The organism is Enterobacter sp. 342 (assembly GCF_036663495.1).
In the GTDB taxonomy this organism is placed as follows: Bacteria; Pseudomonadota; Gammaproteobacteria; order Enterobacterales; family Enterobacteriaceae; genus Enterobacter.
The window spans coordinates 147594-170012 of the sequence record NZ_JAWUEI010000004.1 but is presented as its reverse complement, the minus strand read 5'-3'; the positions used below and the strand labels follow the sequence as shown (position 1 = coordinate 170012).

20 protein-coding genes are annotated in these 22419 nt (G+C 53.1%); 12 read left to right on the top strand and 8 right to left on the bottom strand.

What is annotated here, in order from left to right; genetic code table 11:
- The first annotated feature begins 6 nt into the window (after positions 1-6).
- The 6 genes from mnmA (at position 7) to V6E55_RS05205 (ending at position 6640) form a co-directional block, all read left to right on the top strand.
- Positions 7-1119 carry a tRNA 2-thiouridine(34) synthase MnmA gene (gene mnmA / locus V6E55_RS05230; RefSeq protein ID WP_316942321.1) on the top strand — a complete coding sequence of 371 codons (1113 nt, stop codon included), beginning with the start codon at positions 7-9 and terminating at the stop codon, positions 1117-1119.
- A 27-nt stretch (positions 1120-1146) separates the two neighbouring features.
- Entirely contained in the window at positions 1147-1776 is a 630-nt protein-coding gene (gene hflD, locus V6E55_RS05225) for a high frequency lysogenization protein HflD (protein WP_114978143.1), read from the top strand.
- Positions 1777-1795: 19 nt separating this feature from the next.
- Positions 1796-3166, top strand: a complete 1371-nt coding sequence (gene purB, locus V6E55_RS05220; protein WP_028019014.1) for an adenylosuccinate lyase — start codon at positions 1796-1798, stop codon at positions 3164-3166.
- A gap of 125 nt (positions 3167-3291) precedes the next feature.
- Complete coding sequence (gene phoP, locus V6E55_RS05215) at positions 3292-3963, top strand: two-component system response regulator PhoP (RefSeq protein WP_114978376.1); 672 nt, start codon at positions 3292-3294, stop codon at positions 3961-3963.
- Complete coding sequence (gene phoQ / locus V6E55_RS05210; protein ID WP_316942320.1) at positions 3964-5427, top strand: two-component system sensor histidine kinase PhoQ; 1464 nt, start codon at positions 3964-3966, stop codon at positions 5425-5427.
- A 91-nt stretch (positions 5428-5518) separates the two neighbouring features.
- Positions 5519-6640 (top strand): ribosomal protein uL16 3-hydroxylase, encoded by a 1122-nt coding sequence (locus V6E55_RS05205; protein WP_316942319.1) that lies wholly within the window; start codon positions 5519-5521, stop codon positions 6638-6640.
- A 93-nt stretch (positions 6641-6733) separates the two neighbouring features.
- On the opposite strand, the gene V6E55_RS05200 is transcribed toward V6E55_RS05205, so the two are convergent.
- Both V6E55_RS05200 and pepT read right to left on the bottom strand, forming a co-directional pair.
- A complete protein-coding gene (locus tag V6E55_RS05200) occupies positions 6734-7225 on the bottom strand; it encodes an REP-associated tyrosine transposase (RefSeq protein WP_316942318.1) in 492 nt (163 codons plus the stop codon).
- Between the two features lie 96 nt (positions 7226-7321).
- On the bottom strand, positions 7322-8545 hold the full coding sequence (gene pepT / locus V6E55_RS05195; RefSeq protein WP_316942317.1) for a peptidase T: 1224 nt from the start codon (positions 8543-8545) through the stop codon (positions 7322-7324).
- Positions 8546-8782: 237 nt separating this feature from the next.
- On the opposite strand from pepT, the gene potA reads away from it, so the two are divergent.
- From potA to potD, 4 genes are read left to right on the top strand one after another with little or no spacing between them, the layout of a single operon-like run.
- Positions 8783-9931, top strand: a complete 1149-nt coding sequence (gene potA, locus V6E55_RS05190; protein ID WP_316942343.1) for a spermidine/putrescine ABC transporter ATP-binding protein PotA — start codon at positions 8783-8785, stop codon at positions 9929-9931.
- Positions 9915-10772, top strand: a complete 858-nt coding sequence (gene potB, locus V6E55_RS05185) for a spermidine/putrescine ABC transporter permease PotB (protein WP_316942316.1) — start codon at positions 9915-9917, stop codon at positions 10770-10772. Before potA ends, potB begins: the two co-directional genes overlap by 17 nt.
- A complete protein-coding gene (gene potC, locus V6E55_RS05180; protein WP_014169603.1) occupies positions 10769-11560 on the top strand; it encodes a spermidine/putrescine ABC transporter permease PotC in 792 nt (263 codons plus the stop codon). The genes potB and potC overlap by 4 nt, the downstream gene beginning before the upstream one ends.
- Positions 11557-12591, top strand: coding sequence for a spermidine/putrescine ABC transporter substrate-binding protein PotD (potD, locus tag V6E55_RS05175; RefSeq protein WP_316942315.1), 1035 nt, complete (start codon positions 11557-11559; stop codon positions 12589-12591). Before potC ends, potD begins: the two co-directional genes overlap by 4 nt.
- Positions 12592-12638: 47 nt before the next feature.
- Here potD and V6E55_RS05170 read toward each other — a convergent pair whose 3' ends face one another.
- The gene (locus V6E55_RS05170; RefSeq protein ID WP_316942314.1) at positions 12639-13868 is read right to left on the bottom strand and encodes an EAL and HDOD domain-containing protein; all 1230 of its coding nucleotides are present in this window, start codon (positions 13866-13868) and stop codon (positions 12639-12641) included.
- Between the two features lie 237 nt (positions 13869-14105).
- Between V6E55_RS05170 and V6E55_RS05165 the strand changes: the two genes are divergently transcribed.
- Positions 14106-16037 (top strand): methyl-accepting chemotaxis protein, encoded by a 1932-nt coding sequence (locus tag V6E55_RS05165; protein WP_316942313.1) that lies wholly within the window; start codon positions 14106-14108, stop codon positions 16035-16037.
- A gap of 34 nt (positions 16038-16071) precedes the next feature.
- Here the strand turns inward: V6E55_RS05165 and cobB are convergent, their stop codons facing one another.
- From cobB to lolC, 5 genes are read right to left on the bottom strand one after another with little or no spacing between them, the layout of a single operon-like run.
- Positions 16072-16893 carry a Sir2 family NAD+-dependent deacetylase gene (gene cobB, locus V6E55_RS05160; RefSeq protein ID WP_129996087.1) on the bottom strand — a complete coding sequence of 274 codons (822 nt, stop codon included), beginning with the start codon at positions 16891-16893 and terminating at the stop codon, positions 16072-16074.
- 14 nt (positions 16894-16907) lie between these two features.
- Entirely contained in the window at positions 16908-17819 is a 912-nt protein-coding gene (nagK, locus tag V6E55_RS05155; protein WP_316942312.1) for an N-acetylglucosamine kinase, read from the bottom strand.
- 54 nt (positions 17820-17873) lie between these two features.
- Complete coding sequence (gene lolE / locus V6E55_RS05150; protein ID WP_114978196.1) at positions 17874-19118, bottom strand: lipoprotein-releasing ABC transporter permease subunit LolE; 1245 nt, start codon at positions 19116-19118, stop codon at positions 17874-17876.
- On the bottom strand, positions 19118-19819 hold the full coding sequence (gene lolD, locus V6E55_RS05145) for a lipoprotein-releasing ABC transporter ATP-binding protein LolD (protein ID WP_028019028.1): 702 nt from the start codon (positions 19817-19819) through the stop codon (positions 19118-19120). The genes lolE and lolD overlap by 1 nt, the downstream gene beginning before the upstream one ends.
- A complete protein-coding gene (gene lolC / locus V6E55_RS05140; protein ID WP_028019029.1) occupies positions 19812-21011 on the bottom strand; it encodes a lipoprotein-releasing ABC transporter permease subunit LolC in 1200 nt (399 codons plus the stop codon). Before lolC ends, lolD begins: the two co-directional genes overlap by 8 nt.
- 256 nt (positions 21012-21267) lie before the next feature.
- Between lolC and V6E55_RS05135 the strand changes: the two genes are divergently transcribed.
- Positions 21268-22341 (top strand): acyltransferase family protein, encoded by a 1074-nt coding sequence (locus V6E55_RS05135; protein ID WP_316942311.1) that lies wholly within the window; start codon positions 21268-21270, stop codon positions 22339-22341.
- Positions 22342-22419: the final 78 nt, after the last annotated feature.

Here is a 22419-nt window from a genome sequence, read left to right as displayed (position 1 = left end):
TATTCCATGTCAGATAACAGCCAGAAAAAAGTAATCGTCGGCATGTCCGGCGGTGTCGATTCCTCCGTTTCCGCCTACCTGTTACAACAACAGGGCTATAAGGTGGAGGGCCTGTTCATGAAGAACTGGGAGGAAGATGATGGCGAGGAATACTGCACTGCCGCTGCGGATCTCGCCGATGCGCAGGCCGTATGCGACAAGCTCGGCATTGAACTGCACACCGTTAACTTTGCCGCAGAATATTGGGACAACGTTTTTGAACTGTTCCTGGAAGAGTACAAAGCCGGCCGTACGCCAAACCCGGATATTCTGTGCAACAAAGAGATCAAATTTAAAGCCTTCCTGGAATTCGCGGCGGAAGATCTGGGCGCAGACTACATTGCGACCGGTCACTACGTGCGTCGTGCCGATGTGAATGGCAAAAGCCAGTTGCTGCGTGGTCTGGACGGCAACAAAGATCAGAGCTACTTCCTCTATACGCTGAGTCACGAGCAAATCGCCCAGAGCCTGTTCCCGGTCGGCGAGCTGGAAAAGCCGCAGGTACGTAAAATTGCCGAAGAGCTGGACCTGATCACCGCGAAGAAAAAAGACTCTACCGGTATCTGCTTCATTGGTGAGCGCAAATTCCGCGATTTCCTGGGGCGTTACCTGCCAGCGCAGCCGGGTAAAATTGTTACCGTTGACGGCGAAGAGATTGGCCAGCACCAGGGGCTGATGTACCACACTCTTGGTCAGCGTAAAGGCCTGGGTATCGGTGGAACCAAAGAGGGTAGCGAGGATCCGTGGTACGTTGTCGACAAAGATGTCGAAAACAATATTCTGGTTGTCGCTCAGGGTCACGACCACCCGCGTCTGATGTCCGTTGGACTTATCGCGCAGCAATTGCACTGGGTCGATCGCGAACCACTCAAAGGTACCCTGCGCTGCACGGTGAAAACGCGCTACCGCCAGACCGATATTCCTTGCACCGTAACCGCACTGGATGACGATCGCATCGAAGTGCGTTTCGACGAGCCTGTTGCTGCTGTCACCCCGGGTCAATCTGCTGTCTTCTATAGCGGCGAAATCTGCCTGGGTGGCGGGATCATTGAACAGCGCCTGCCGCTGACCGCTGTTTAACACGATTGCACACATAAAGGAGACCGTGTGGCGAAGAACTATTATGACATCACCCTGGCACTGGCGGGAATTTGCCAGTCTGCCCGTCTGGTGCAACAGCTGGCGCATCAGGGTCATTGCGACGCTGACGCGCTGCACGTTTCACTCAACAGTGTTATCGATCTCAACCCTGGCTCAACCCTGGGTGTCTTCGGTGGGAGTGAAACTAATCTTCGTCTCGGTCTTGAAACCCTGCTTGGCGTGCTTAACGCCAGTAACCGTCAGGGATTAAACGCAGAGTTAACACGCTACACGTTAAGTCTGATGGTGCTTGAGCGTAAACTGAGCGCAGCGAAAGGTGCGCTCAATACGCTCGGTGACCGTATTGCCGGGTTGCAACGTCAGCTCGACCATTTTGATCTGCAGTCCGAAACACTGCTGAGTGCCATGGCTGCCATTTATGTTGACGTCATTAGCCCACTTGGCCCACGTATTCAGGTCACCGGTTCCCCTGCTGTTCTGCAAAGCCCTCAGGTCCAGGCAAAAGTGCGTGCCTCCCTGCTGGCCGGGATCCGCGCCGCTGTGCTGTGGCATCAGGTTGGCGGTGGCCGACTGCAGTTAATGTTTTCTCGTAATCGCCTGACTACTCAGGCAAAACAAATTCTTGCTCATTGTTAACCTCCCGGAGTTGCGAATTATGGAATTATCCTCACTGACCGCCGTATCCCCTGTCGATGGACGCTATGGCGATAAAGTCAGCGCGCTGCGCGGGATCTTCAGCGAATATGGTTTGCTGAAGTTCCGTGTTCAGGTTGAAGTACGCTGGCTGCAAAAGCTGGCCGCCCAGGCAGCAATCAAGGAAGTTCCTGCTTTTGACGCCCAGGCAAACGATTACCTTGATAAAATCGTTGCTGACTTCAACGAAGAAGATGCCGCGCGTATCAAAACCATCGAGCGCACCACCAACCATGACGTGAAAGCGGTTGAGTATTTCCTGAAAGAGAAAGTGGCTGCTGTGCCTGCTCTGCATGCTGTATCTGAATTCATTCATTTCGCCTGCACATCAGAAGATATCAACAACCTGTCTCACGCGCTGATGCTCTCTACCGCGCGCAAAGATGTGGTACTGCCTTACTGGCGTAAAATCATCGACGCAGTAAAAGCGCTGTCCGTGGAATACCGCGACATTCCGCTGCTCTCCCGTACCCACGGCCAGCCAGCTACCCCATCCACGATGGGTAAAGAGATGGCGAACGTAGCGTACCGTATGGAGCGCCAGTACCGTCAGCTGGAGCAGGTTGAGATCCTCGGCAAAATCAACGGTGCGGTCGGTAACTATAACGCCCACATCGCCGCGTACCCGGAAGTGGACTGGCACCAGTTCAGCGAAGAGTTCGTGACCTCTCTGGGTATTCAGTGGAACCCGTACACTACCCAGATTGAGCCGCATGACTACATCGCCGAGCTGTTTGATTGCATCGCACGCTTCAACACCATCCTGATCGACTTTGATCGTGACGTGTGGGGTTACATCGCGCTGAACCACTTCAAACAGAAAACCATCGCCGGTGAAATTGGTTCTTCTACCATGCCGCACAAAGTGAACCCAATCGACTTCGAAAACTCCGAAGGCAACCTGGGTCTGGCAAATGCCGTGTTGCAACATATGGCAAGCAAACTGCCGGTTTCCCGCTGGCAGCGTGACCTGACAGACTCCACCGTTCTGCGTAACCTGGGTGTGGGCATTGGCTACGCGCTGATTGCTTACCAGTCCACCCTGAAAGGCGTGAGCAAACTGGAAGTGAACCGTGACCGTCTGCTGGATGAACTGGATCACAACTGGGAAGTTCTGGCTGAGCCGATCCAGACCGTGATGCGCCGTTACGGTATCGAAAAACCGTACGAGAAACTGAAAGAGCTGACTCGCGGTAAACGCGTTGACGCTGAAGGCATGAAACAGTTTATCGACAGTCTGGCGCTGCCAGAAGAAGAGAAAACTCGCCTGAAAGCGATGACCCCGGCGAATTACATTGGTCGCGCTATCACCATGGTTGATGAACTGAAGTAATCTTCCCTCTGCCCTCTTTCCGCCCGGAAAGAGGGTTGCTTTTCCCCGGTTTACTAAATGTTTATCCCCACAACAACATAATCAGCGTTAAACTATTCATACCATTAATTTAGGGAGAAGAGATGATGCGCGTATTGGTTGTTGAGGATAATGCATTGCTACGCCATCACCTGAAAGTACAACTTCAGGAGATGGGACATCAGGTGGACGATGCCGAAGATGCAAAAGAAGCCGATTATTATCTCAATGAACACCTGCCGGATATCGCCATCGTCGATTTAGGGTTACCTGATGAAGACGGTTTGTCGTTAATTCGTCGCTGGCGCAGCCATGATGTTTCTCTCCCGGTTCTGGTTCTGACCGCTCGTGAAGGCTGGCAGGACAAGGTTGAAGTGCTCAGTGCAGGTGCAGATGATTACGTCACCAAACCGTTTCATATTGAAGAGGTGGCGGCGCGCATGCAGGCACTGTTACGCCGCAACAGCGGGCTGGCTTCGCAGGTTATCTCCATCCCTCCGTTCCAGGTTGATCTCTCCCGACGGGAATTAGCCATCAACGATGAAGTGATCAAGCTGACTGCTTTCGAATACACCATCATGGAAACGCTGATCCGTAACAGCGGTAAAGTGGTGAGCAAGGATTCCCTGATGCTCCAGCTCTACCCCGATGCCGAGTTGCGTGAGAGCCACACCATTGATGTGTTGATGGGTCGTTTGCGTAAGAAAATTCAGATGCAGTACCCACAGGACGTGATCACCACCGTCCGTGGTCAGGGCTACCTGTTCGAATTACGCTAAATGAGACGGATTTTGCGCCACATACTGCCCCTCTCGCTACGGGTTCGTTTTTTACTGGCAACGGCCGCCGTTGTACTGGTGTTGTCGCTTTCGTACGGTATGGTGGCGCTGGTGGGCTACAGCGTCAGCTTTGATAAAACGACCTTTCGGCTGTTGCGCGGTGAAAGCAATCTGTTTTATACCCTGGCGAAGTGGGAAAACAACAGAATCACCGTAGAAATGCCGGAAAACCTCAACCAGCAGAGTCCAACGCTGGCCCTGATTTATAACGAAAAGGGAAAATTGCTTTGGGCACAGCGCGATATTCCCTGGCTGGTCAACAGCATTCGTCCGGAGTGGCTTAAAACCAACGGGTTTCATGAAATTGAGGCCGATCTTAATATCACCAGTTCGCTGATACGTGAAGATCGCTCCCTGCAAAAGAAACTGAATGAGATCCGCGCCGATGATGCCGAAACGGAAATGACCCACTCCGTTGCAATCAATATCTATCCGGCGACGATGAATATGCCGCAGTTGACCATCGTGGTAATCGACACCATTCCGGTCGAACTGAAACGTTCTTATATGGTCTGGAGTTGGTTCATCTATGTTCTGGCCGCGAATCTGCTGCTGGTGATCCCGCTACTGTGGGTAGCGGCGTGGTGGAGCTTGCGCCCCATCGAATCACTGGCGAAAGAGGTTCGCGAACTGGAAGAACATCACCGTGAAAAGCTCAACCCGGAAACCACACGTGAACTGACAAGCCTTGTGCGGAACCTCAACCGCCTGCTGAAAAGCGAGCGCGAGCGCTATGACAAATACCGCACCACACTTACCGACCTGACACACAGCCTCAAGACACCGCTGGCAGTGATGCAAAGTACATTGCGTTCAATGCGCAGTTCAAAACTCAGCGTCGATGATGCCGAGCCTGTGATGCTAGAGCAAATCAGCCGTATCTCTCAGCAAATTGGCTACTATCTGCATCGCGCCAGCATGCGCTCGGGTAGCGCGTTATTAAGCCGCGAATTGCATCCGGTAGCGCCACTGCTGGATAACCTCACGTCTGCGCTGAACAAGGTTTACCAGCGAAAAGGGGTAAATATCAGCCTTGATATCTCGCCGGAGATCAGCTTCGTCGGCGAGAAAAATGATTTCATGGAAGTGATGGGGAACCTGCTCGACAACGCCTGCAAGTATTGCCTGGAGTTTGTTGAAGTGTCGGCGCGTCAGACAGAGGACGAACTGCACATTATTGTTGAAGATGACGGCCCGGGCATTCCACGCAATAAACGTGAAATGGTGTTCGATCGTGGCCAGCGTGCCGACACACTGCGTCCCGGCCAGGGCGTGGGATTATCTGTCGCACGTGAGATTGTCGACCAGTACGATGGCAACATCGAAACCGGTGAAAGCTTACTTGGCGGCGCCAGAATGGAAGTGATTTTTGGTCGTCAGCAACCCATATCGAACGATAGTTAACCCGTTATGTGAAAAATGCGAGGATCTCGCACCCAGGCTCCTGAGCTTCCGTTATAATCCGAGTCAATAAGAGCCTGCGGAATAAAAAAATATGGACTTTCACTTAACACTTAACTGGCCCGAGTTTATTGAACGCTACTGGCAAAAACGCCCGGTGGTTCTGAAACGCGGGTTCAGCAATTTTATCGATCCCATCTCGCCTGACGAGCTGGCCGGTCTGGCCATGGAAAACGAAGTCGACAGCCGCCTGGTCAGCCATCAGGACGGGAAATGGCAAGTCAGCCACGGTCCATTCGAAAGCTATGATCACCTGGGTGAAAACAACTGGTCACTGCTGGTGCAGGCGGTCAACCACTGGCACCAGCCGACTGCCGCATTAATGCGTCCGTTCCGTGCCCTGCCCGACTGGCGAATGGACGATCTGATGATCTCCTTCTCCGTACCTGGGGGCGGTGTGGGCCCGCATCTGGATCAGTACGACGTGTTTATCATTCAGGGGACTGGCCGCCGCCGCTGGCGCGTGGGCGAAAAAGTGCCAATGAAACAGCACTGCCCTCATCCGGACCTGCTGCAGGTTGATCCCTTTGAAGGGATCATCGACGAAGAACTGGAGCCGGGTGATATTCTCTATATTCCGCCAGGATTCCCGCACGAAGGCTATTCGCTGGAAAACTCTCTTAACTACTCTGTCGGGTTCCGTGCGCCAAGCGGTCGCGAGATGATCAGCGGCTTTGCCGACTATGTTCTGCAACGCGAGCTGGGCAGCTATCGCTACAGCGATCCCGATGTCCCTGCGCGCGAGCACCCGGCAGATATCCTGCCAGAAGAGCTGGATAAACTGCGCGGTATGATGCTGGATTTGATCAACGAGCCCGAACATTTCAAACAGTGGTTTAGTGAGTTTGTCAGTCAGTCCCGCCACGAACTGGATGTTGCGCCGCCAGAGCCACCGTATCAGGCCGATGAAATTTATGATGCGTTGCAACAGGGCGATAAGCTGGTTCGTCTGGGCGGGTTGCGCGTTCTGCGGATTGGCGAAGATGTGTTCGTCAATGGCGAGAAGCTGGATTCTCCACACCGTCCGGCGCTGGACGCCATCGCCAGCCATCTGGTGCTAACGGCTGATACCTTCGGCGATGCACTGGAAGATCCCTCTTTCCTCGCGATGCTCTCTGCGCTTGTAAACAGCGGGTACTGGTTTTTTGAGGACTGAGTTGTAAACATCTGCCGGGTGGCGGCTGCGCCTTACCCGGCCTACAAAAGCTCGATCCCGTAGGCCCGGTAAGCGCAGCGCCACCGGGCACTATTATTTTCGCTCACCCGCTGCAAAATCCTCAATCTCTCCAGCCCAATCCACCGGATACAACCCTTCCCGTACATCACGATGAAACGTTGAATACGGCCAGTCGATAACTTTGCTAACATAACCATGCTTCATCGGGTTGATGTAGACATAATCCATATGCCGCCAATAGTCCTCTTCGTTACGGATGGTGTGTTCCCAGAAGCGCGACTGCCAGATGTGACGCATTTCAATGTTACGACTGAACGTTTTTTTGATATCCCGCCAGCGAGCCGAAAAATCACAGTCTCCTTCCGGTAGGGTCCAGATACAGTGCATATGTTCAGGAAGAATAACCCAGGCGTTGATGGTGAAGGGTTTAGCACGTTTAACCGTTGAAGTGGCGGAACGCAGGCTATTGATATGGCGGGTAAGCAAATCACTCTGGCGGTTTTGCAGGTTGACGGTGAAAAACCAGGTTCCACCAGGGATGTAGTGACGACGATAGTTTGACATGGGCATTCCTTGCCTTAACGCCGGGTGGCGGCTGCGCCTTACCCGGCCTACATTCTGATCGTAGGCCCGGTAAGCGTAGCGACACCGGGCAATGTCTTACTGCTTCGCGGTTAACTCCGCTATCCGCACAATCACTTTCACTGCTTTTTCCATCCCTTCCAGCGTCACGAACTCATGCTTACCGTGGTAGTTATACCCGCCAGTGAACAGGTTCGGACAAGGCAGACCCATAAATGACAGCTGCGATCCATCAGTGCCGCCACGAATTGGTTTTAAGATCGGTTCAATGTCGCAATCGCGCATGGCCTGCTGGGCGATATCAATAATATGCGGATGCGCCATCACCTTCTCGCGCATATTGTAATAGCTGTCTTCGATGATCAGCTCTATATAGCAGTCAGGGTGCAAGCCCTTCCCGACCTTCTTCGCGATCTCCATCATCTTACGCTTGCGTGCTTCAAACGCTTTGCGGTCAAAATCGCGGATGATGTAGTGCATCTGCGCGCTGTCTACAGTGCCCTTAATGCTGGTCAGATGATAGAAACCTTCATAACCTTCAGTCTGCTCCGGACTTTCTTCTACCGGTACTTCCGCATGAATACGTGATGCCAGCGACAACGCATTCACCATCACTCCTTTGGCGGAGCCCGGATGAACATTGTTCCCGACAATCTTGATCGTCACCGATGCGGCATTGAAGTTTTCATACTCCAGCTCACCTACACCACCACCATCAACGGTATAAGCCCACTTCGCGTTGAAGGCTTCCACATCGAAATGTTTCGCCCCCTTTCCGACCTCTTCATCAGGCGTGAATGCCACACGAATATTACCGTGTGGAATATTTTTACCCTTCAGTACCGCCATCGCGGTCATGATTTCTGCGATACCCGCCTTGTCATCTGCCCCCAGTAACGTTTTCCCGTCGGTGGTGATCAACGTCTGGCCGAGTAACTGGTGCAGTACCGGGAACATCACCGGAGAGAGCACCTCGTCACCAATGCCCAGCGCAATATCACCGCCGCGGTAGTTTTCAACAATCTGCGGGTTCACATGCTTGCCGCTAAAGTCCGGAGAGGTGTCGACATGGGAGATAAAGCCAATCGCCGGAATATCGCCCGGGACATTTGCAGGCAGCGTTCCCATCACAGTGCCTTTATCGCTTAACGTGACGTTCACCAGCCCCATGGCGTCAAGCTGCTCTTTAAGCAGATTTAATAACTTCCACTGGCCTTCGGTGCTCGGCACCTGGCGGACACCCGGTTTAGATTGGGTATCCAGCGAAACGTACTGTAAAAAACGCTCAAGTAATTTATCCATGCAGTCACCCTCACTTTTTGTGACAACATTATCAATAAGCATCAAAACGCAAATATTGCGTCAGGTCACTTTTATCCCGCAAACGAGAATATTTTCCGTTTATATCGTTATACGCTAGTAAATGTAGCTTATGAATCAGTGACAAGGATTGGCGATTCCAGTGGTTTACCGTAGAATGTCCGCCCTCATTACGAGTCACCAAGGTGGTTACACACAAACCCCGCTTCAGTCTGCTGCCTGAGGCGTCTATATGGGACAGCGCAAAAATTGAATACACAATCCCGTTCACGTTCACCGCTGGTGCAACTGGAACGAATTCGTAAGAGTTTTGATGGTAAAGAGGTTATTTCAGAGCTCAACCTGACCATCAATGACGGTGAGTTCCTCACGCTGCTTGGCCCCTCTGGCTGCGGCAAGACAACCGTACTGCGCCTTATCGCCGGGCTGGAAAATGTCGATAACGGCACTATCCATCTTGAAAACCTGGATATTACCCAGGTCCCCGCTGAAGATCGTCACGTTAACACCGTCTTTCAGAGCTATGCGCTTTTCCCACACATGACCGTGTTCGAAAACGTGGCATTTGGTTTGCGCATGCAAAAAACGCCTGCCTGCGAAATCCCACCACGTGTCACTGAAGCGCTACGTATGGTGCAACTGGAAGAATTTGCTCAGCGTAAGCCTCATCAGCTTTCCGGCGGTCAGCAACAGCGTGTGGCCATCGCCCGCGCCGTGGTGAATAAACCGCGTCTACTCCTGCTGGATGAGTCTCTTTCAGCGCTGGATTACAAATTACGTAAGCAGATGCAGAACGAGCTTAAAGCCCTGCAGCGCAAGCTTGGCATTACCTTTGTGTTCGTGACCCACGACCAGGAAGAGGCGCTGACCATGTCGGACCGTATTGTGGTCATGCGCGACGGCAAAATCGAACAGGACGGTACCCCGCGCGAAATCTACGAAGAGCCGAAAAACCTGTTCGTGGCCAGCTTCATTGGTGAGATCAATATCTTCAATGCCACGGTGATTGAACGTCTGGACGACCAGCGCGTGCGCGCCAGTGTTGAAGGACGCGAGTGCAATATCACGGTGAATTTCCCCGTCGAAAAGGGACAAAAACTCAACGTTCTGCTGCGTCCGGAAGATCTGCGTGTCGATGAAATTCACGGCAATACAGAGGCCGAGGGGCTTATCGGCTATATCCGCGAACGGAACTATAAAGGGATGACGCTGGAATCTGTCGTCGAACTGGAGAACGGCAAAATGGTGATGGTCAGCGAGTTCTTTAATGAGGACGACCCTGACTTCGACCACTCTCTCGACCAGAAAATGGTTATTAACTGGGTAGAAAGCTGGGAGGTTGTACTGGCTGATGAAGAACACAAGTAAATTCCAGAATGTGGTGATTGCCACTATCGTCGGTTGGCTTGTGTTATTTGTCTTTCTACCCAACCTGATGATCATTGCCACCAGCTTCCTGACCCGGGACGATACAAACTTCGTTTCGCTGGTTTTTACGCTGGATAACTACGCGCGCCTGCTCGATCCGCTCTATTTTGACGTGCTTCTTCATTCACTCAATATGGCGCTGTTCGCCACCGTTGCCTGTCTGGTGCTCGGTTATCCATTCGCGTGGTTTCTGGCACATCTGCCGCAAAAGGTCCGCCCGGTACTGCTGTTTTTACTGATTGTTCCCTTCTGGACGAACTCGCTCATCCGAATTTATGGCCTGAAGCTCTTCCTCAGCACGAAGGGTTATCTCAATGAGTTTCTGCTATGGCTGGGGGTGATTGATACGCCAATGCGCATCATGTTTACGCCGGGCGCAGTGATCGTTGGACTGGTCTATATCCTGTTGCCGTTTATGGTAATGCCGCTCTACTCCAGCATTGAAAAGCTGGATAAACCCCTGCTGGAAGCGGCTAAAGATTTGGGGGCCAGTAAACTGCAGACCTTTACCCGTATTATCATCCCGCTGACCATGCCCGGTATTATCGCGGGTTGTCTGCTGGTGATGTTGCCGGCGATGGGGCTATTTTACGTTTCTGACCTGATGGGTGGGGCGAAAAACCTGCTGATTGGTAATGTCATTAAGAGCCAGTTCCTCAACATTCGTGACTGGCCGTTCGGTTCGGCCACCAGCATTACCCTGACGGTGGTAATGGGCCTGATGCTGCTGGTTTACTGGCGTGCCTCACGTTTACTGAACAAAAAGGTGGAGCTTGAATGATCGGTCGACTGCTTCGCGGCGGTTTTATGACCGCCATTTACGCTTACCTTTATATCCCGATTATCATTTTGATCGTGAACTCGTTTAACAGCTCACGCTTCGGAATTAACTGGCAGGGGTTTACCACCAACTGGTACAGCCTGCTGATGAACAACGACAGCCTGCTGCAGGCCGCTCAGCATTCCCTGACGATGGCGATATTCTCGGCCACCTTCGCGACGCTGATTGGCTCCCTCACCGCTGTAGCACTCTACCGCTATCGTTTTCGTGGCAAACCGTTTGTCAGCGGCATGCTGTTTGTGGTGATGATGTCACCCGATATCGTCATGGCAATTTCGCTGCTGGTGCTGTTTATGCTGCTGGGCGTTCAGCTTGGCTTCTGGTCACTGCTGTTTTCCCATATCACCTTCTGCCTCCCGTTTGTGGTCGTGACTGTTTTTGCGCGCCTGAAAGGGTTCGACGTGCGCATGCTGGAAGCGGCGAAAGATCTGGGTGCCAGTGAGATGACCATCCTGCGCAAAATCATCCTGCCGCTGGCGATGCCCGCCGTGGCGGCTGGATGGCTACTTAGCTTTACCCTGTCAATGGATGACGTTGTCGTCTCCTCCTTTGTGACCGGGCCGAGCTACGAAATTCTGCCACTGAAGATCTATTCAATGGTAAAAGTCGGCGTCTCACCTGAGGTGAACGCGCTGGCGACCATTCTGTTGGTGTTCTCGCTGGTGCTGGTGATTGCCAGTCAGGTTATTGCTCGTGATAAAACAAAATCTCAGGGGACAATGAAATGAAAAAAATACTTGCCGCTGCGGCACTGGTGCTTGGAATGGGTGCCGCACATGCCGATGACAGCAAAACACTCTACTTCTACAACTGGACCGAATATGTGCCGCCAGGCCTGCTGGAACAGTTCACGAAAGAGACAGGCATCAAGGTTATCTATTCCACCTATGAGTCGAATGAAACCATGTATGCCAAGCTGAAAACGTACAAAGAAGGCGCGTACGATCTGGTCGTTCCCTCTACCTACTTTGTCGATAAAATGCGCAAAGAGGGCATGATCCAGAAGATCGATAAAACGAAGTTAACCCATTTTTCAAACCTCGATCCTGAGATGCTCAACAAGCCTTTCGACCCAAATAACGACTACTCCATTCCGTATATCTGGGGTGCAACAGCCATCGGTATTAACAGCGATGCGATCGATCCTAAAACCGTCACCAGTTGGGCCGATCTGTGGAAACCGGAATACAAAAGTAGCCTGTTGTTAACCGATGACGCACGCGAAGTGTTCCAGGTTGCGCTACGCAAGCTGGGTTACTCAGGTAACACAACGGATCCAAAAGAGATTGAAGCGGCGTATAACGAGCTCAAAAAGCTGATGCCTAACGTGGCGGCCTTTAACTCTGATAACCCGGCAAACCCGTATATGGAAGGCGAAGTGAACCTGGGCATGGTCTGGAACGGCTCAGCATATGTCGCCCGCCAGGCCGGTACACCGCTTGAGGTGGTCTGGCCGAAAGAAGGCGGTATCTTCTGGATGGATAGTCTCGCAATTCCTGCCAATGCGAAAAATGTGGATGGTGCTCTGAAGCTGATTAACTTCCTGCTACGCCCGGACGTGGCTAAACAGGTTGCTGAGACGATTGGCTATCCGACACCAAACCTGGCTGCGCGCAAACTGCTCAGCCCGGCTGTGGCGAACGATAAATCGCTTTATCCGGATGCCCAGACCATCAGCAAAGGTGAATGGCAAAACGATGTCGGTGACGCCAGCCGCCTTTACGAGGAGTACTATCAGAAATTGAAAGCGGGCAGATAAACACACCGCGTACTTCCTCACGCCGTCTGCACGGCGTGAGGAAGCGTTTAACTCACAGCATTTTCCCCCGCCCAGAGTGTTGCCCTTCGCATTGCCTCGACCACATCCTCATCTGAAAGGCCGAGCGCCTGACGAACTCTGGTCGCATCATCCCACCGCTGCTGCTCATAATAACGGCAAAGCGTAACCATATCGGATAACTGTCCTTCATGATGGCACAGCGCATTGCTCACACTCTGTGGCACCGCGATTTGCTTCATCAGCTCAGCCATCGGCAGTTCAAGGAGGGTATCAAGCAGTGAAAACAGACCGCACATGAAGGCATTTTCAGCCAGCGTCGGTTCGTTCATCTTCTCTGCAATCAGTTCACAGAACTTTCCGCGCATCATGCTCAACGGGTAAAGCTCGCTGACGGTATCATTCCCCGCACTCGCCAGGACCACGACGGCAACAAACCGTCTGAGCTGGTTTTCCCCGAGATACCTGAGTACTTCGCTCAGGGTTAACTTACTGAAATTACAGGCGCCGACATGTTTAAATGCTGTGTGCTTCATGTAGCGCATGATTTTATACGACAAGGTGAGATCGGTTTTTATCAACGACTCGATGATTCGAAAATCAGGTTTATTGCGTCCAACCTCCATTTGCAGACGGAAAATAGCCAGCTGATTTTGCGACAATCGTTTATATTTAATCACCTCCGGACGGCAGAAAAAATATCCCTGAAAAAGAGAAAAACCTTCATCCCGGTATAGTTTGAATTCCTCTTTAGTCTCAATTTTTTCAGCGAGATATTTAATATGTCCGGTCAGGTGTTTACGTTCATTCAGATACTGTTTAATTTGCGCTAAGGAATAATTTCTGACATCGAATTTCAGTATTGAAATATAGGGTAAAAAAGCATCCCACTCCGGAGCAAGAGTGAAATCATCGAGTGCGAAGCGGTATCCGTGCGCATGCATTCCCCTGACAGCCAGCAATAACTCTTCCCCTGGAACAGCATCTTCCAGGATCTCGATGACCACTTTCTCTTTATCAAGCGCCTCTCCACTGCGGTCAATGACCATCCTGGAGGGAAAATTAATAAACGACACATGTGACCCGGCGATGCCCTGAGAGGGCACACATAAAAACTGGTCGGATATCATTCTGGATGTGGCATATTCCGCCGACACATCCGGAAAACGGTTTGTCATCCCATCTCTGAAAAGCAGCTCATAAGCTACCGTATTCATATCAGGATTAAAAATGGGTTGTCGCGCGATAAATCCGTACATATCCCATCCTCCTCTACAACTTTATATTTATTAGCATCCTCTTTCTACACGACGATAACGAGCATTATCGAGTACTATTTTGATTGAATGCACAAAATAAAAGCATCCACACTAACTAACAGGATTTGAAATTTTGAAATTTAAATTAAATAGACCTGGTACTCTACAGAAAGGAGGCGATATATCCGATAAGTAATGTGTGCCTGCCCGACATGCACAACATTACGGGAGATGAGAATGAAAGACACCATGGTCCGAAGACAAAAAATGAGAGTCAAGACGTTGATGCTGTTGTCCATTTTCCTCACCGTGACGGTGGGCTTTACCGCAACGATCGGCTTTATGATGTGGCAGTGGATGGCACAGCAAGACATTCTCGCCAAAAAACATATCCGGCAAATTGCCGAAGTGCAGTCTTTGCAGGTCAGCAAACAGCTGGATTCCGCCCTGTCAGCCGCCCGGGATATGGGCAACAGCGCCCTGGCGCTGCACGATGCGGGCGTAACTGATCGTCAGAGCCTCAACCAGTTGCTCACCCATTATCTCTCGTCTCATCCGCAGTTTCTCTCCATGTCGATGGCCTTTGAACCCAACGCTTTCGACGATAAAGACGCCACTTTTGCCGGGCAAAGCGGTGAAGACCCTGCCGGACGTTACGCCCGCTACGTCGACCGCGACGCTACCGGCAAACCCGCATTGCACTTGCTGACGGATTTCGAATCGCCGGGCAGCGGCGATTATTATTTGCTGCCGAAGCAGCGGCATAAAGATGTCATCATCGAACCCTATATTTATCCCTACAACGGCGTGGACGTGATGCTTACCTCAATTGCCGCGCCCATCATGCGTGATGGTCAGTTCCTGGGATCTGTCACCTCTGACTTTTCGCTTGCCACGCTGCAATCGATGATCGGGGCGATTAAACCATGGAATGGCACTGGTTATGCCCTGCTCCTCTCCGCAGGTAATAGCGTGGTTTCCAGCCCGGACAAGCGTGCCACAGGTAAGCCTTACGCGGGCAAGATTGCCGGTAATGACGTCATCCGGGCGGACGATCCACTACTGAAGGAAGAGGTGTTTATCACCTGGCAGGACATTGTTATCGGCAACAGTCAGACACCGTGGAAACTGGCTATTGTCACACCGGTCAACGAAGTGATGGCCGAAGCAAGGGCATTTTTACTGAAAGCTATCATCCTGATGGTGTTAAGCATCGTTGCTGTCAGTCTGGTGATGGCGCAGATATTTACCCGTAAAGTTGACCGTCCGGTTGGAGGCGAACCATCGGATGCCGCGGGGATCGCCCTGGCTGTTGCCCGAGGAGATCTGAACAACATCATCCCGGTTCGTTCCGGGGATACCAGCAGTATTTTTTATGCGCTGCACACCATGCAGATGCAACTCAAGCGCATTGTCGACAATATCAGCGAAGCCAGCCATTCCGTTCACGGCGGCACCAGCGAAATTTCGGCGGGTAATCTTGATCTCGCTTCACGTACCGAAGAACAGGCGGCTGCGATTGTAGAAACAGCCGCCAGCATGGAAGAGATTTCGGTCACGGTGAAGAACAATGCCGATAATGCGCATAAGGCGACAACGTTGACCGACCGTGCCGCCACGCTCGCCGGGCACGGGGAAACACTGGTGAACGACGTGGTCGTTGTGATTGGAGAGATTGATGAGAGCGCACGTAAGATCGGCGAGATTAACAGTATCGTCGATGGCATTGCTTTCCAGACCAATATCCTGGCGCTCAATGCTGCCGTTGAAGCGGCCCGGGCTGGTGAACAGGGACGCGGTTTTGCGGTAGTGGCAGGTGAAGTCCGCAATCTTGCCCAGCGCAGCGCTAACGCGGCAAAAGAGATCTCCCAGTTGATTGCCGAGTCGTCCGGTCGCGTCAGCAAAGGTGTTGAGCTGGTCAATGAGACGGGGGTCATGATGAAACAGGTCATCGAGGCCGTATCGCATGTCCATCTGGTGATCAACGATATGGTTCAGGCCCTGGACGAGCAGAATCGGGGAATTAGCCAGGTGAGCACCGCCGTCAATCAGATGGACAGTACGACCCAGCAGAATGCTTCTCTGGTTCAGCAAATCTCTGCGGCTGCCCTCTCGCTGGACGAACAGGCTAAGTCGCTGGAGAAAACGCTGGCGTTCTTTAATTCATAACAAAAAGGCACCCGGGAACGGGTGCCTTTTGGGATTACAGCCCTTTCAGCAGCTTGTCGACAAATTCCGGTACAACCGTACTTGCCAGGCCATAGTGTTTCTCTTCAAATTCACTTCCCACCTGGCTTGGCTCCAGGTTCAGTTCGACCGTATGTGCGCCATGCAGCCGCGCCTCGTGAACAAACCCGGCCGCCGGGTAGACATGGCCTGACGTGCCAATAGCGATAAACACATCCGCCATCGCCAGCGCACTGTAGATCTCATCCATCCCCAGTGGCATCTCACCAAACCAGACCACATGCGGACGCAGCCGCGCGGGGAACTGACAGCAGTGGCACTTATCCTCTGGCAGCACGTCCTCTTTCCAGTCCAACACCTGACCGCTCCAGGCACAGCGAACTTTCAGCAGCTCACCGTGCATATGGATGATGTTGTGGTTACCGGCTCGCTCATGCAGGTTGTCGATATTCTGCGTAATCAGCAGAAAGCGATCGCCCAGCGCCTCTTCCAGCTTCGCCAGCGCCAGATGCGCCGGATTCGGGGCAATCTCAGGCTGCTGAAGCTGGCGACGGCGGGCATTGTAAAAGGCCTGCACGAGATCCGGATCGCGGGCAAAACCTTCCGGTGTAGCCACATCCTCCACGCGGTGTTCTTCCCACAACCCGTCCGCTGCACGGAAGGTACGAATTCCTGACTCGGCGGAGATCCCCGCGCCGGTCAGCACCACCACTCTGGGTTTATCCATCGCTTCTGGCATCATTCTGTCTCTGAAAAAGATCCGCTGACGCAAGCGCTCACGTAAGCGGCGCTTGTTTTTGCGAAAACGGCTGAGTCGACCCTGGCGACGCGACAGCATAGAAACCTCGTAAACTAATCGGTGAGATGAAGGAATGCGGCTCCGCGCATGCCTCCTGCATCCCCGTGTCGCGCACGTTCAATACGTGGCACGCGGGCAACCGGTAATAAATGTCGGGGTAAACGCCCGGACAGCTGTTCCGTTATTGCGCTAAAGTTTGAAAGCCCTCCTCCTATCACCAGCAAATCAGGGTCAACGATGGTGAGAATATTGCCCAGACACACCGCCAGCAGATCCAGATAGCGTTCTACGTGCTCGCGCGCCTGTGCATCCCCTTGCTCCCACAAGGTAATGATTTGAGGGGCCTCAAGTTTCTGATGATAGAAGTGTTCGTAAAGCCATGCAAACCCACGGCCTGACAGGGTGTTTTCAATACAACCATGCTGACCACAGCCGCAGCGGGTCAGCGGGAAATCTCGCCCCACCACCTCCAGCGCATCCACCGGCAGACGGATATGGCCGAACTCGCCTGTGATATAACTGCGCCCGGTGATGGGCTTACCGTTGAAAATGATCCCACCACCAACACCGGTGCCGAGTATCAGCCCCATCACCAGTGGGTACTGTGTAAACTCTTCGTCCCAGGCTTCCGAGAGCGCAAAGCAGTTGGCATCGTTGTCTAAACGCACATCGCGTTCAAGGAGAGCAGAGAGATCGGCGCGCAGCGGTTTGCCGCTGGCAGCAGGCACGTTGGCGGCATACAGCGTACCGTCGTCGGTTTCGGGCATCCCCGGAATACCAATGCCGACACTGCCTTTCACGCCAAAACGTTGATCGGCTTGCGCAACCAGTGCTGCAATCGCCGTTAAAAATTCGTCGTAGCTTTCGCGCGGGGTGGGAACGCGGGTTTCCCACTGTAGTTTGAGGTTTTTATCAAACACCCCGAGCGCAATTTTGGTGCCGCCAATATCAAATCCATAATACATAATGCATTCCTCTTTCTGACATAGCGGCCTCAAAACCGCTATACCATGACGTAATTACTGGCCACTTAATACCCTCGCCGGATCAATTCGGCTTGCGCGACGCGCCGGATACCAGCTTGCCAGCAGACTCAGTAAAAGTGCTGTCGCCAGCACATAAAAAACGTCCAGCCAGTGCAGTTCAGACGGCAGGAAGTCAATAAAATAGATATCACCCGACAGGAACTGGTGGCCAATCAGCTTCTCTATACCATTGATAATCGGCGTAAGTTGCAGAGAAACCACCACACCAATCACCACGCCACACAGGCTGCCAAACAGTCCCGCCAGCAAACCGTACCAGACAAAGATGGCGCGGATAAGACCGTCTTTTGCGCCTAAGGTGCGCAGCACGGCAATATCACCACTCTTGTCTTTGACCGCCATCACCAGCGTCGAGACGATGTTAAAGCACGCGACACCAATCACCAGCACCATCGCCAGGTACATAATGGCGCGGATCATCTGGATATCACGGTACATATACCCGTAAGTACCGATCCAGCTTTTGATGTAGACATAGTTATTGGTCACACCGCCTGCGTCACGTACCAGTTTGTTGGCGTTAAAGACGTCGTTAACCTTAATGGCAATGCCCGTCACGCTGTCGCCCATATCGAGATACTGACGAGCATCTTCCATCGGCACCATCGCAAAGCTGTGGTCAAGCTGGCCGCTCAACTGAAGAATACCGGTGACATGAAGACGCACGCGTTTAGGCTGCTGCAGTTTGTGGTCGGCACTGGCGTTCGGGATCATGATTGACACCCAGTCGCCCTGCTTCACTTTCAGGGCATCGGCAACGCCTTTACCCATGATGATCTGCTGCTCACCGGCCTTAAAGTTCGCCCATGCGCCGTTCTGTACATACTTCGGAAGCGCGCTCAGACGCTCCTCCTGCGCCGGGTTCACCCCTTTTACCTGAATGGCGCGCAGGTTTACCCCACTCTCCACCAACCCGGTAAAGTTAATGTAGGGCGCGGCGGCGGCAATACCCGGCACTTTTTCCACTTTGGCCAGGGCATCGCTCCAGTTGTTCCACGGCTGGTTAACCGGCTCGATCTCCCCGTGCGGTACCACCGCCAGAATGCGGTTGTTGAGCTCGCGCTCAAAACCGTTCATGGCGCTCAGCCCCACAATCAGCACGGCGACACCCAGTGCAATCCCCACGGTGGAAATCACCGAGATGAGCGATACCATGCCGCCGCGACGGCGACCACGGCTAAAACGTAGCCCAATGAGTAACGATAACGGTGAAGCCATTACTCCGCTCCCATCAGGGTCAGTTCGGCGTTCAGATGACCGTCGCGCATCTCAAGCTGGCGTCCCATACGTTTTGCCAGTTGCAGGTCGTGGGTCACCACCAGAAACGCGGTGCCCTGTGAGGCATTCAGCTCGCCCAGAAGCTGGAAAATACTGTCCGCATTGCGCGCGTCCAGGTTCCCGGTCGGTTCATCTGCCAGCACCAGACGAGGGTTATTAACCAGTGCGCGGGCAATCGCCACACGCTGACGTTCCCCACCTGACAACTCTGAAGGACGGTGATTACCACGATGCCCCAGCCCTACCGCTTTCAGCATGTCGCTGGCGCGGGCGTTAATTTCTGCCGGTTTCTTTTTGCCAATCAGCAGCGGCATCGCCACGTTTTCCAGCGCCGTGAAGTCCGGCAGCAGGTGATGGAACTGGTAGATAAAACCGAGTTCACGGTTACGCAACTCGGCCTTCGCCGCAGAGGACATTTTGCTCATCGGCTTGCCTGAGAAAATCACGTCACCGCTGGTTGGGGTATCCAGCCCGCCCAGCAGATGCAGCAGCGTACTTTTGCCCGAGCCGGAGCTACCGACAATCGCCATCATCTCGCCTTCACCCACACTGAAGCTCACATTGTGCAGCACGTCAGTCTGTACAGTGCCTTCCTGATAGCGTTTGGACAGGTTGTCGCATTGCAACAGGATCTTATTCATAACGTAAAGCCTCAGCGGGTTGAGTGGCGGCAGCGCGCCAGGAAGGATAAAGCGTAGAAAGCAGCGCAATCGCCATCGCGGCCAGCGCAATTCCGATCACCTGTAGCGGCTCAATCGCCACAGGCAGCGCCGCACCATCGAGCAACGCACCGATGATCGGCATTAAGTTGTTAAGCTGGCTGGCAAGCAGTGCACCCAGCACCGCCCCAAGCAGCGCGCCGATAATCCCGGCACTAGCACCCTGTACCATAAAGACCGCCATGATCTGGCGCGGCGTGAGTCCCTGGGTTTGCAGAATAGCGACCTCGCCCTGCTTTTCCATCACCATCAGTCCCAGTGAGGTAATGATGTTAAACGCGGCAACGGCCACAATCAGGCTCAGCAGCAGTCCCATCATGTTTTTTTCCATACGTACGGCCTGGAACAGTTCGCCTTTGCGCTCACGCCAGTCCTGCCATTTGGTTCCTTCCGGCAGTTTTTGCTGGCTGAGAGTATCAACCTTCAGCGGTGCGTCGAGCCACAGGCGCCAGCCGGTAATATTCCCTGCCGGGTAGCGCATCAGGCGCGAAGCGTCCTGGATGTTAACCAGCATCTGGTAACCATCGACTTCGCTGTTGGCGGCAAAGGTACCAATCACGTTGAACAGACGCTGGCTTGGCAAGCGCCCCATTGGCGTGAACTGGCTGGCAGACGGCACCATCACACGCAGCTGATCGCCACGGTTGACGCCAAGCTGCCCGGCAAGCTGTTCGCCCAGAATCACGTTGTATTTACCCGCTTCCAGATCGGTCTGTTTTACGTTAACCAGATACGGCGTCAGCGGATCGTTTTGCGCCGGGTCAATCCCGAGCATCACGCCAACCGCCACGCTGCGGGCGCTTTGCAGTACCACATCGCCTGTAGTTAACGGCGCAACGCGCGTGACACCCTGTAACTTCGCCGCGCTTTCCGGCAGCTGTTGCGGGTTAACCGAACCGTTGGTTGATGAGAGAACGGCCTGCGGCATCAGCCCCAGGATGTTGTTTTGCAGCTCGCGCTCAAAGCCATTCATGACGGACAGTACCGTCACCAGAGCCATCACGCCAAGCGTAATGCCAATAGTCGAAAGCCAGGAGACAAAGCGACCGAAGCGGTCCGCGGCGCGCCCACGCATGTAACGTAAGCCTATGAAGAGTGCGACAGGTTGGTACATGAAATCCGTCTGTTTGCTGATAGCAGACCCACGAGTATATAAGCGAATCCGTTAAGCGTAAATGACTGAAACAGTAAGCTTTGGTAATCATTTTTCCGAAAAATTCAGATAAATCAGAGTGCTATTGTCTGAATACTCGCCTTGTAACCTCCACCTTTTCCGAAAAAGCTCCTGATACAGACTGTTACCCGTTACATCCAGGTGTCGTTTCACAACAATTGCTCGTTCGTTTATGGCAATAAGGTAGTTGCGAACAATGAAGCAAAAAGCATTATGGATTAACCAGATAAAAGGGCTGTGTATCTGCCTGGTGGTTATTTACCATTCGGTCATCACGTTTTATCCTCACCTTACGGGGCTGCAGCACCCGCTATCCGGTCTTCTCGCCAAATGTTGGGTCTATTTTAATCTTTATCTCGCTCCGTTCCGTATGCCGGTCTTCTTCTTTATCTCAGGCTATCTGATCCGTCGTTATATTGCTGAGGTGGACTGGCGAACCAGTCTCGACAAACGGATCTGGAGCATTGTCTGGGTCCTGGCGCTGTGGGGCATCCTGCAATGGCAGGCGTTGACCCACCTGAATGCCTGGCTGGCACCCGAGCGTGAGCTTGCTACATCATCGAATGCGGCCTACGCCGACTCACTCTCCGGATTTGTGCTGGGGATGCTCACCGCCAGCACCAGCCTCTGGTATCTGTATGCTCTGGTGGTGTACTTCACGCTGTGTAAACTGCTGAGCCGATGGAAGCTGCCGGTACTGGGACTGCTGGCGCTGGCAAGCATCGCGATCAACTTCCTCCCGCTACCGTGGTGGGGGATGAACAGCGTGGTACGCAACATGATCTACTACAGCCTCGGGGCGTGGTATGGCGCAGAGCTGATGGCGTGGATGAAAAGCGTCAACCTGCGCCGCATCTGGCTGGTAACCGGCGCTTTCGCGGCCGTCTCCGTGGTCCTGTGGTTTGCTAACGTTCCGCTACTGCTCTCTCTGTTGTCAATTGTGTTGATCATGAAGCTTTTTTATAAACTTGAGCAGCGCTATGCCGTGCATCCTAACAACCTGTTGAACGTGATTGGCTCAAACACGATCGCGATTTATACCACCCACCGCATCTTAATCGAAGCCTTTAGCCTGTTCCTGATTGGCGAGATGAATAGTGCCTTGTGGCCGGTCTGGCCGGAGTTGGGCTTAATTCTGATCTACCCGTTTGCCAGCCTGCTTATCTGTACCCTTGCCGGGCTCGGGGTGCGTAAACTCTCTACCACGCTGTTCGGGGACGTTTTCTTCTCCCCTCCGTCAACGCTGACCCTGTCGCCATCCTCCCGTTGATGGCTCTCTTCGCCCCTGCCGGGGCGAATTTTCCCCCTGTGCGGTTCTGGTTTGCTTATACAAAACGATCGAGGATAA

Bases quoted from the DNA above. Each gene is read 5' to 3' on its own strand.
- mnmA (WP_316942321.1), top strand. From the start codon at position 7: ATGTCAGATAACAGCCAGAAAAAAGTAATCGTCGGCATGTCCGGCGGT.
- purB (WP_028019014.1), top strand. From the start codon at position 1,796: ATGGAATTATCCTCACTGACCGCCGTATCCCCTGTCGATGGACGCTAT.
- phoP (WP_114978376.1), top strand. From the start codon at position 3,292: ATGCGCGTATTGGTTGTTGAGGATAATGCATTGCTACGCCATCACCTG.
- phoQ (WP_316942320.1), top strand. From the start codon at position 3,964: ATGAGACGGATTTTGCGCCACATACTGCCCCTCTCGCTACGGGTTCGT.
- V6E55_RS05205 (WP_316942319.1), top strand. From the start codon at position 5,519: ATGGACTTTCACTTAACACTTAACTGGCCCGAGTTTATTGAACGCTAC.
- V6E55_RS05200 (WP_316942318.1), bottom strand. From the start codon at position 7,225: ATGTCAAACTATCGTCGTCACTACATCCCTGGTGGAACCTGGTTTTTC.
- pepT (WP_316942317.1), bottom strand. From the start codon at position 8,545: ATGGATAAATTACTTGAGCGTTTTTTACAGTACGTTTCGCTGGATACC.
- potB (WP_316942316.1), top strand. From the start codon at position 9,915: ATGAAGAACACAAGTAAATTCCAGAATGTGGTGATTGCCACTATCGTC.
- potC (WP_014169603.1), top strand. From the start codon at position 10,769: ATGATCGGTCGACTGCTTCGCGGCGGTTTTATGACCGCCATTTACGCT.
- potD (WP_316942315.1), top strand. From the start codon at position 11,557: ATGAAAAAAATACTTGCCGCTGCGGCACTGGTGCTTGGAATGGGTGCC.
- V6E55_RS05170 (WP_316942314.1), bottom strand. From the start codon at position 13,868: ATGTACGGATTTATCGCGCGACAACCCATTTTTAATCCTGATATGAAT.
- V6E55_RS05165 (WP_316942313.1), top strand. From the start codon at position 14,106: ATGAAAGACACCATGGTCCGAAGACAAAAAATGAGAGTCAAGACGTTG.
- cobB (WP_129996087.1), bottom strand. From the start codon at position 16,893: ATGCTGTCGCGTCGCCAGGGTCGACTCAGCCGTTTTCGCAAAAACAAG.
- nagK (WP_316942312.1), bottom strand. From the start codon at position 17,819: ATGTATTATGGATTTGATATTGGCGGCACCAAAATTGCGCTCGGGGTG.
- lolE (WP_114978196.1), bottom strand. From the start codon at position 19,118: ATGGCTTCACCGTTATCGTTACTCATTGGGCTACGTTTTAGCCGTGGT.
- lolD (WP_028019028.1), bottom strand. From the start codon at position 19,819: ATGAATAAGATCCTGTTGCAATGCGACAACCTGTCCAAACGCTATCAG.
- lolC (WP_028019029.1), bottom strand. From the start codon at position 21,011: ATGTACCAACCTGTCGCACTCTTCATAGGCTTACGTTACATGCGTGGG.
- V6E55_RS05135 (WP_316942311.1), top strand. From the start codon at position 21,268: ATGAAGCAAAAAGCATTATGGATTAACCAGATAAAAGGGCTGTGTATC.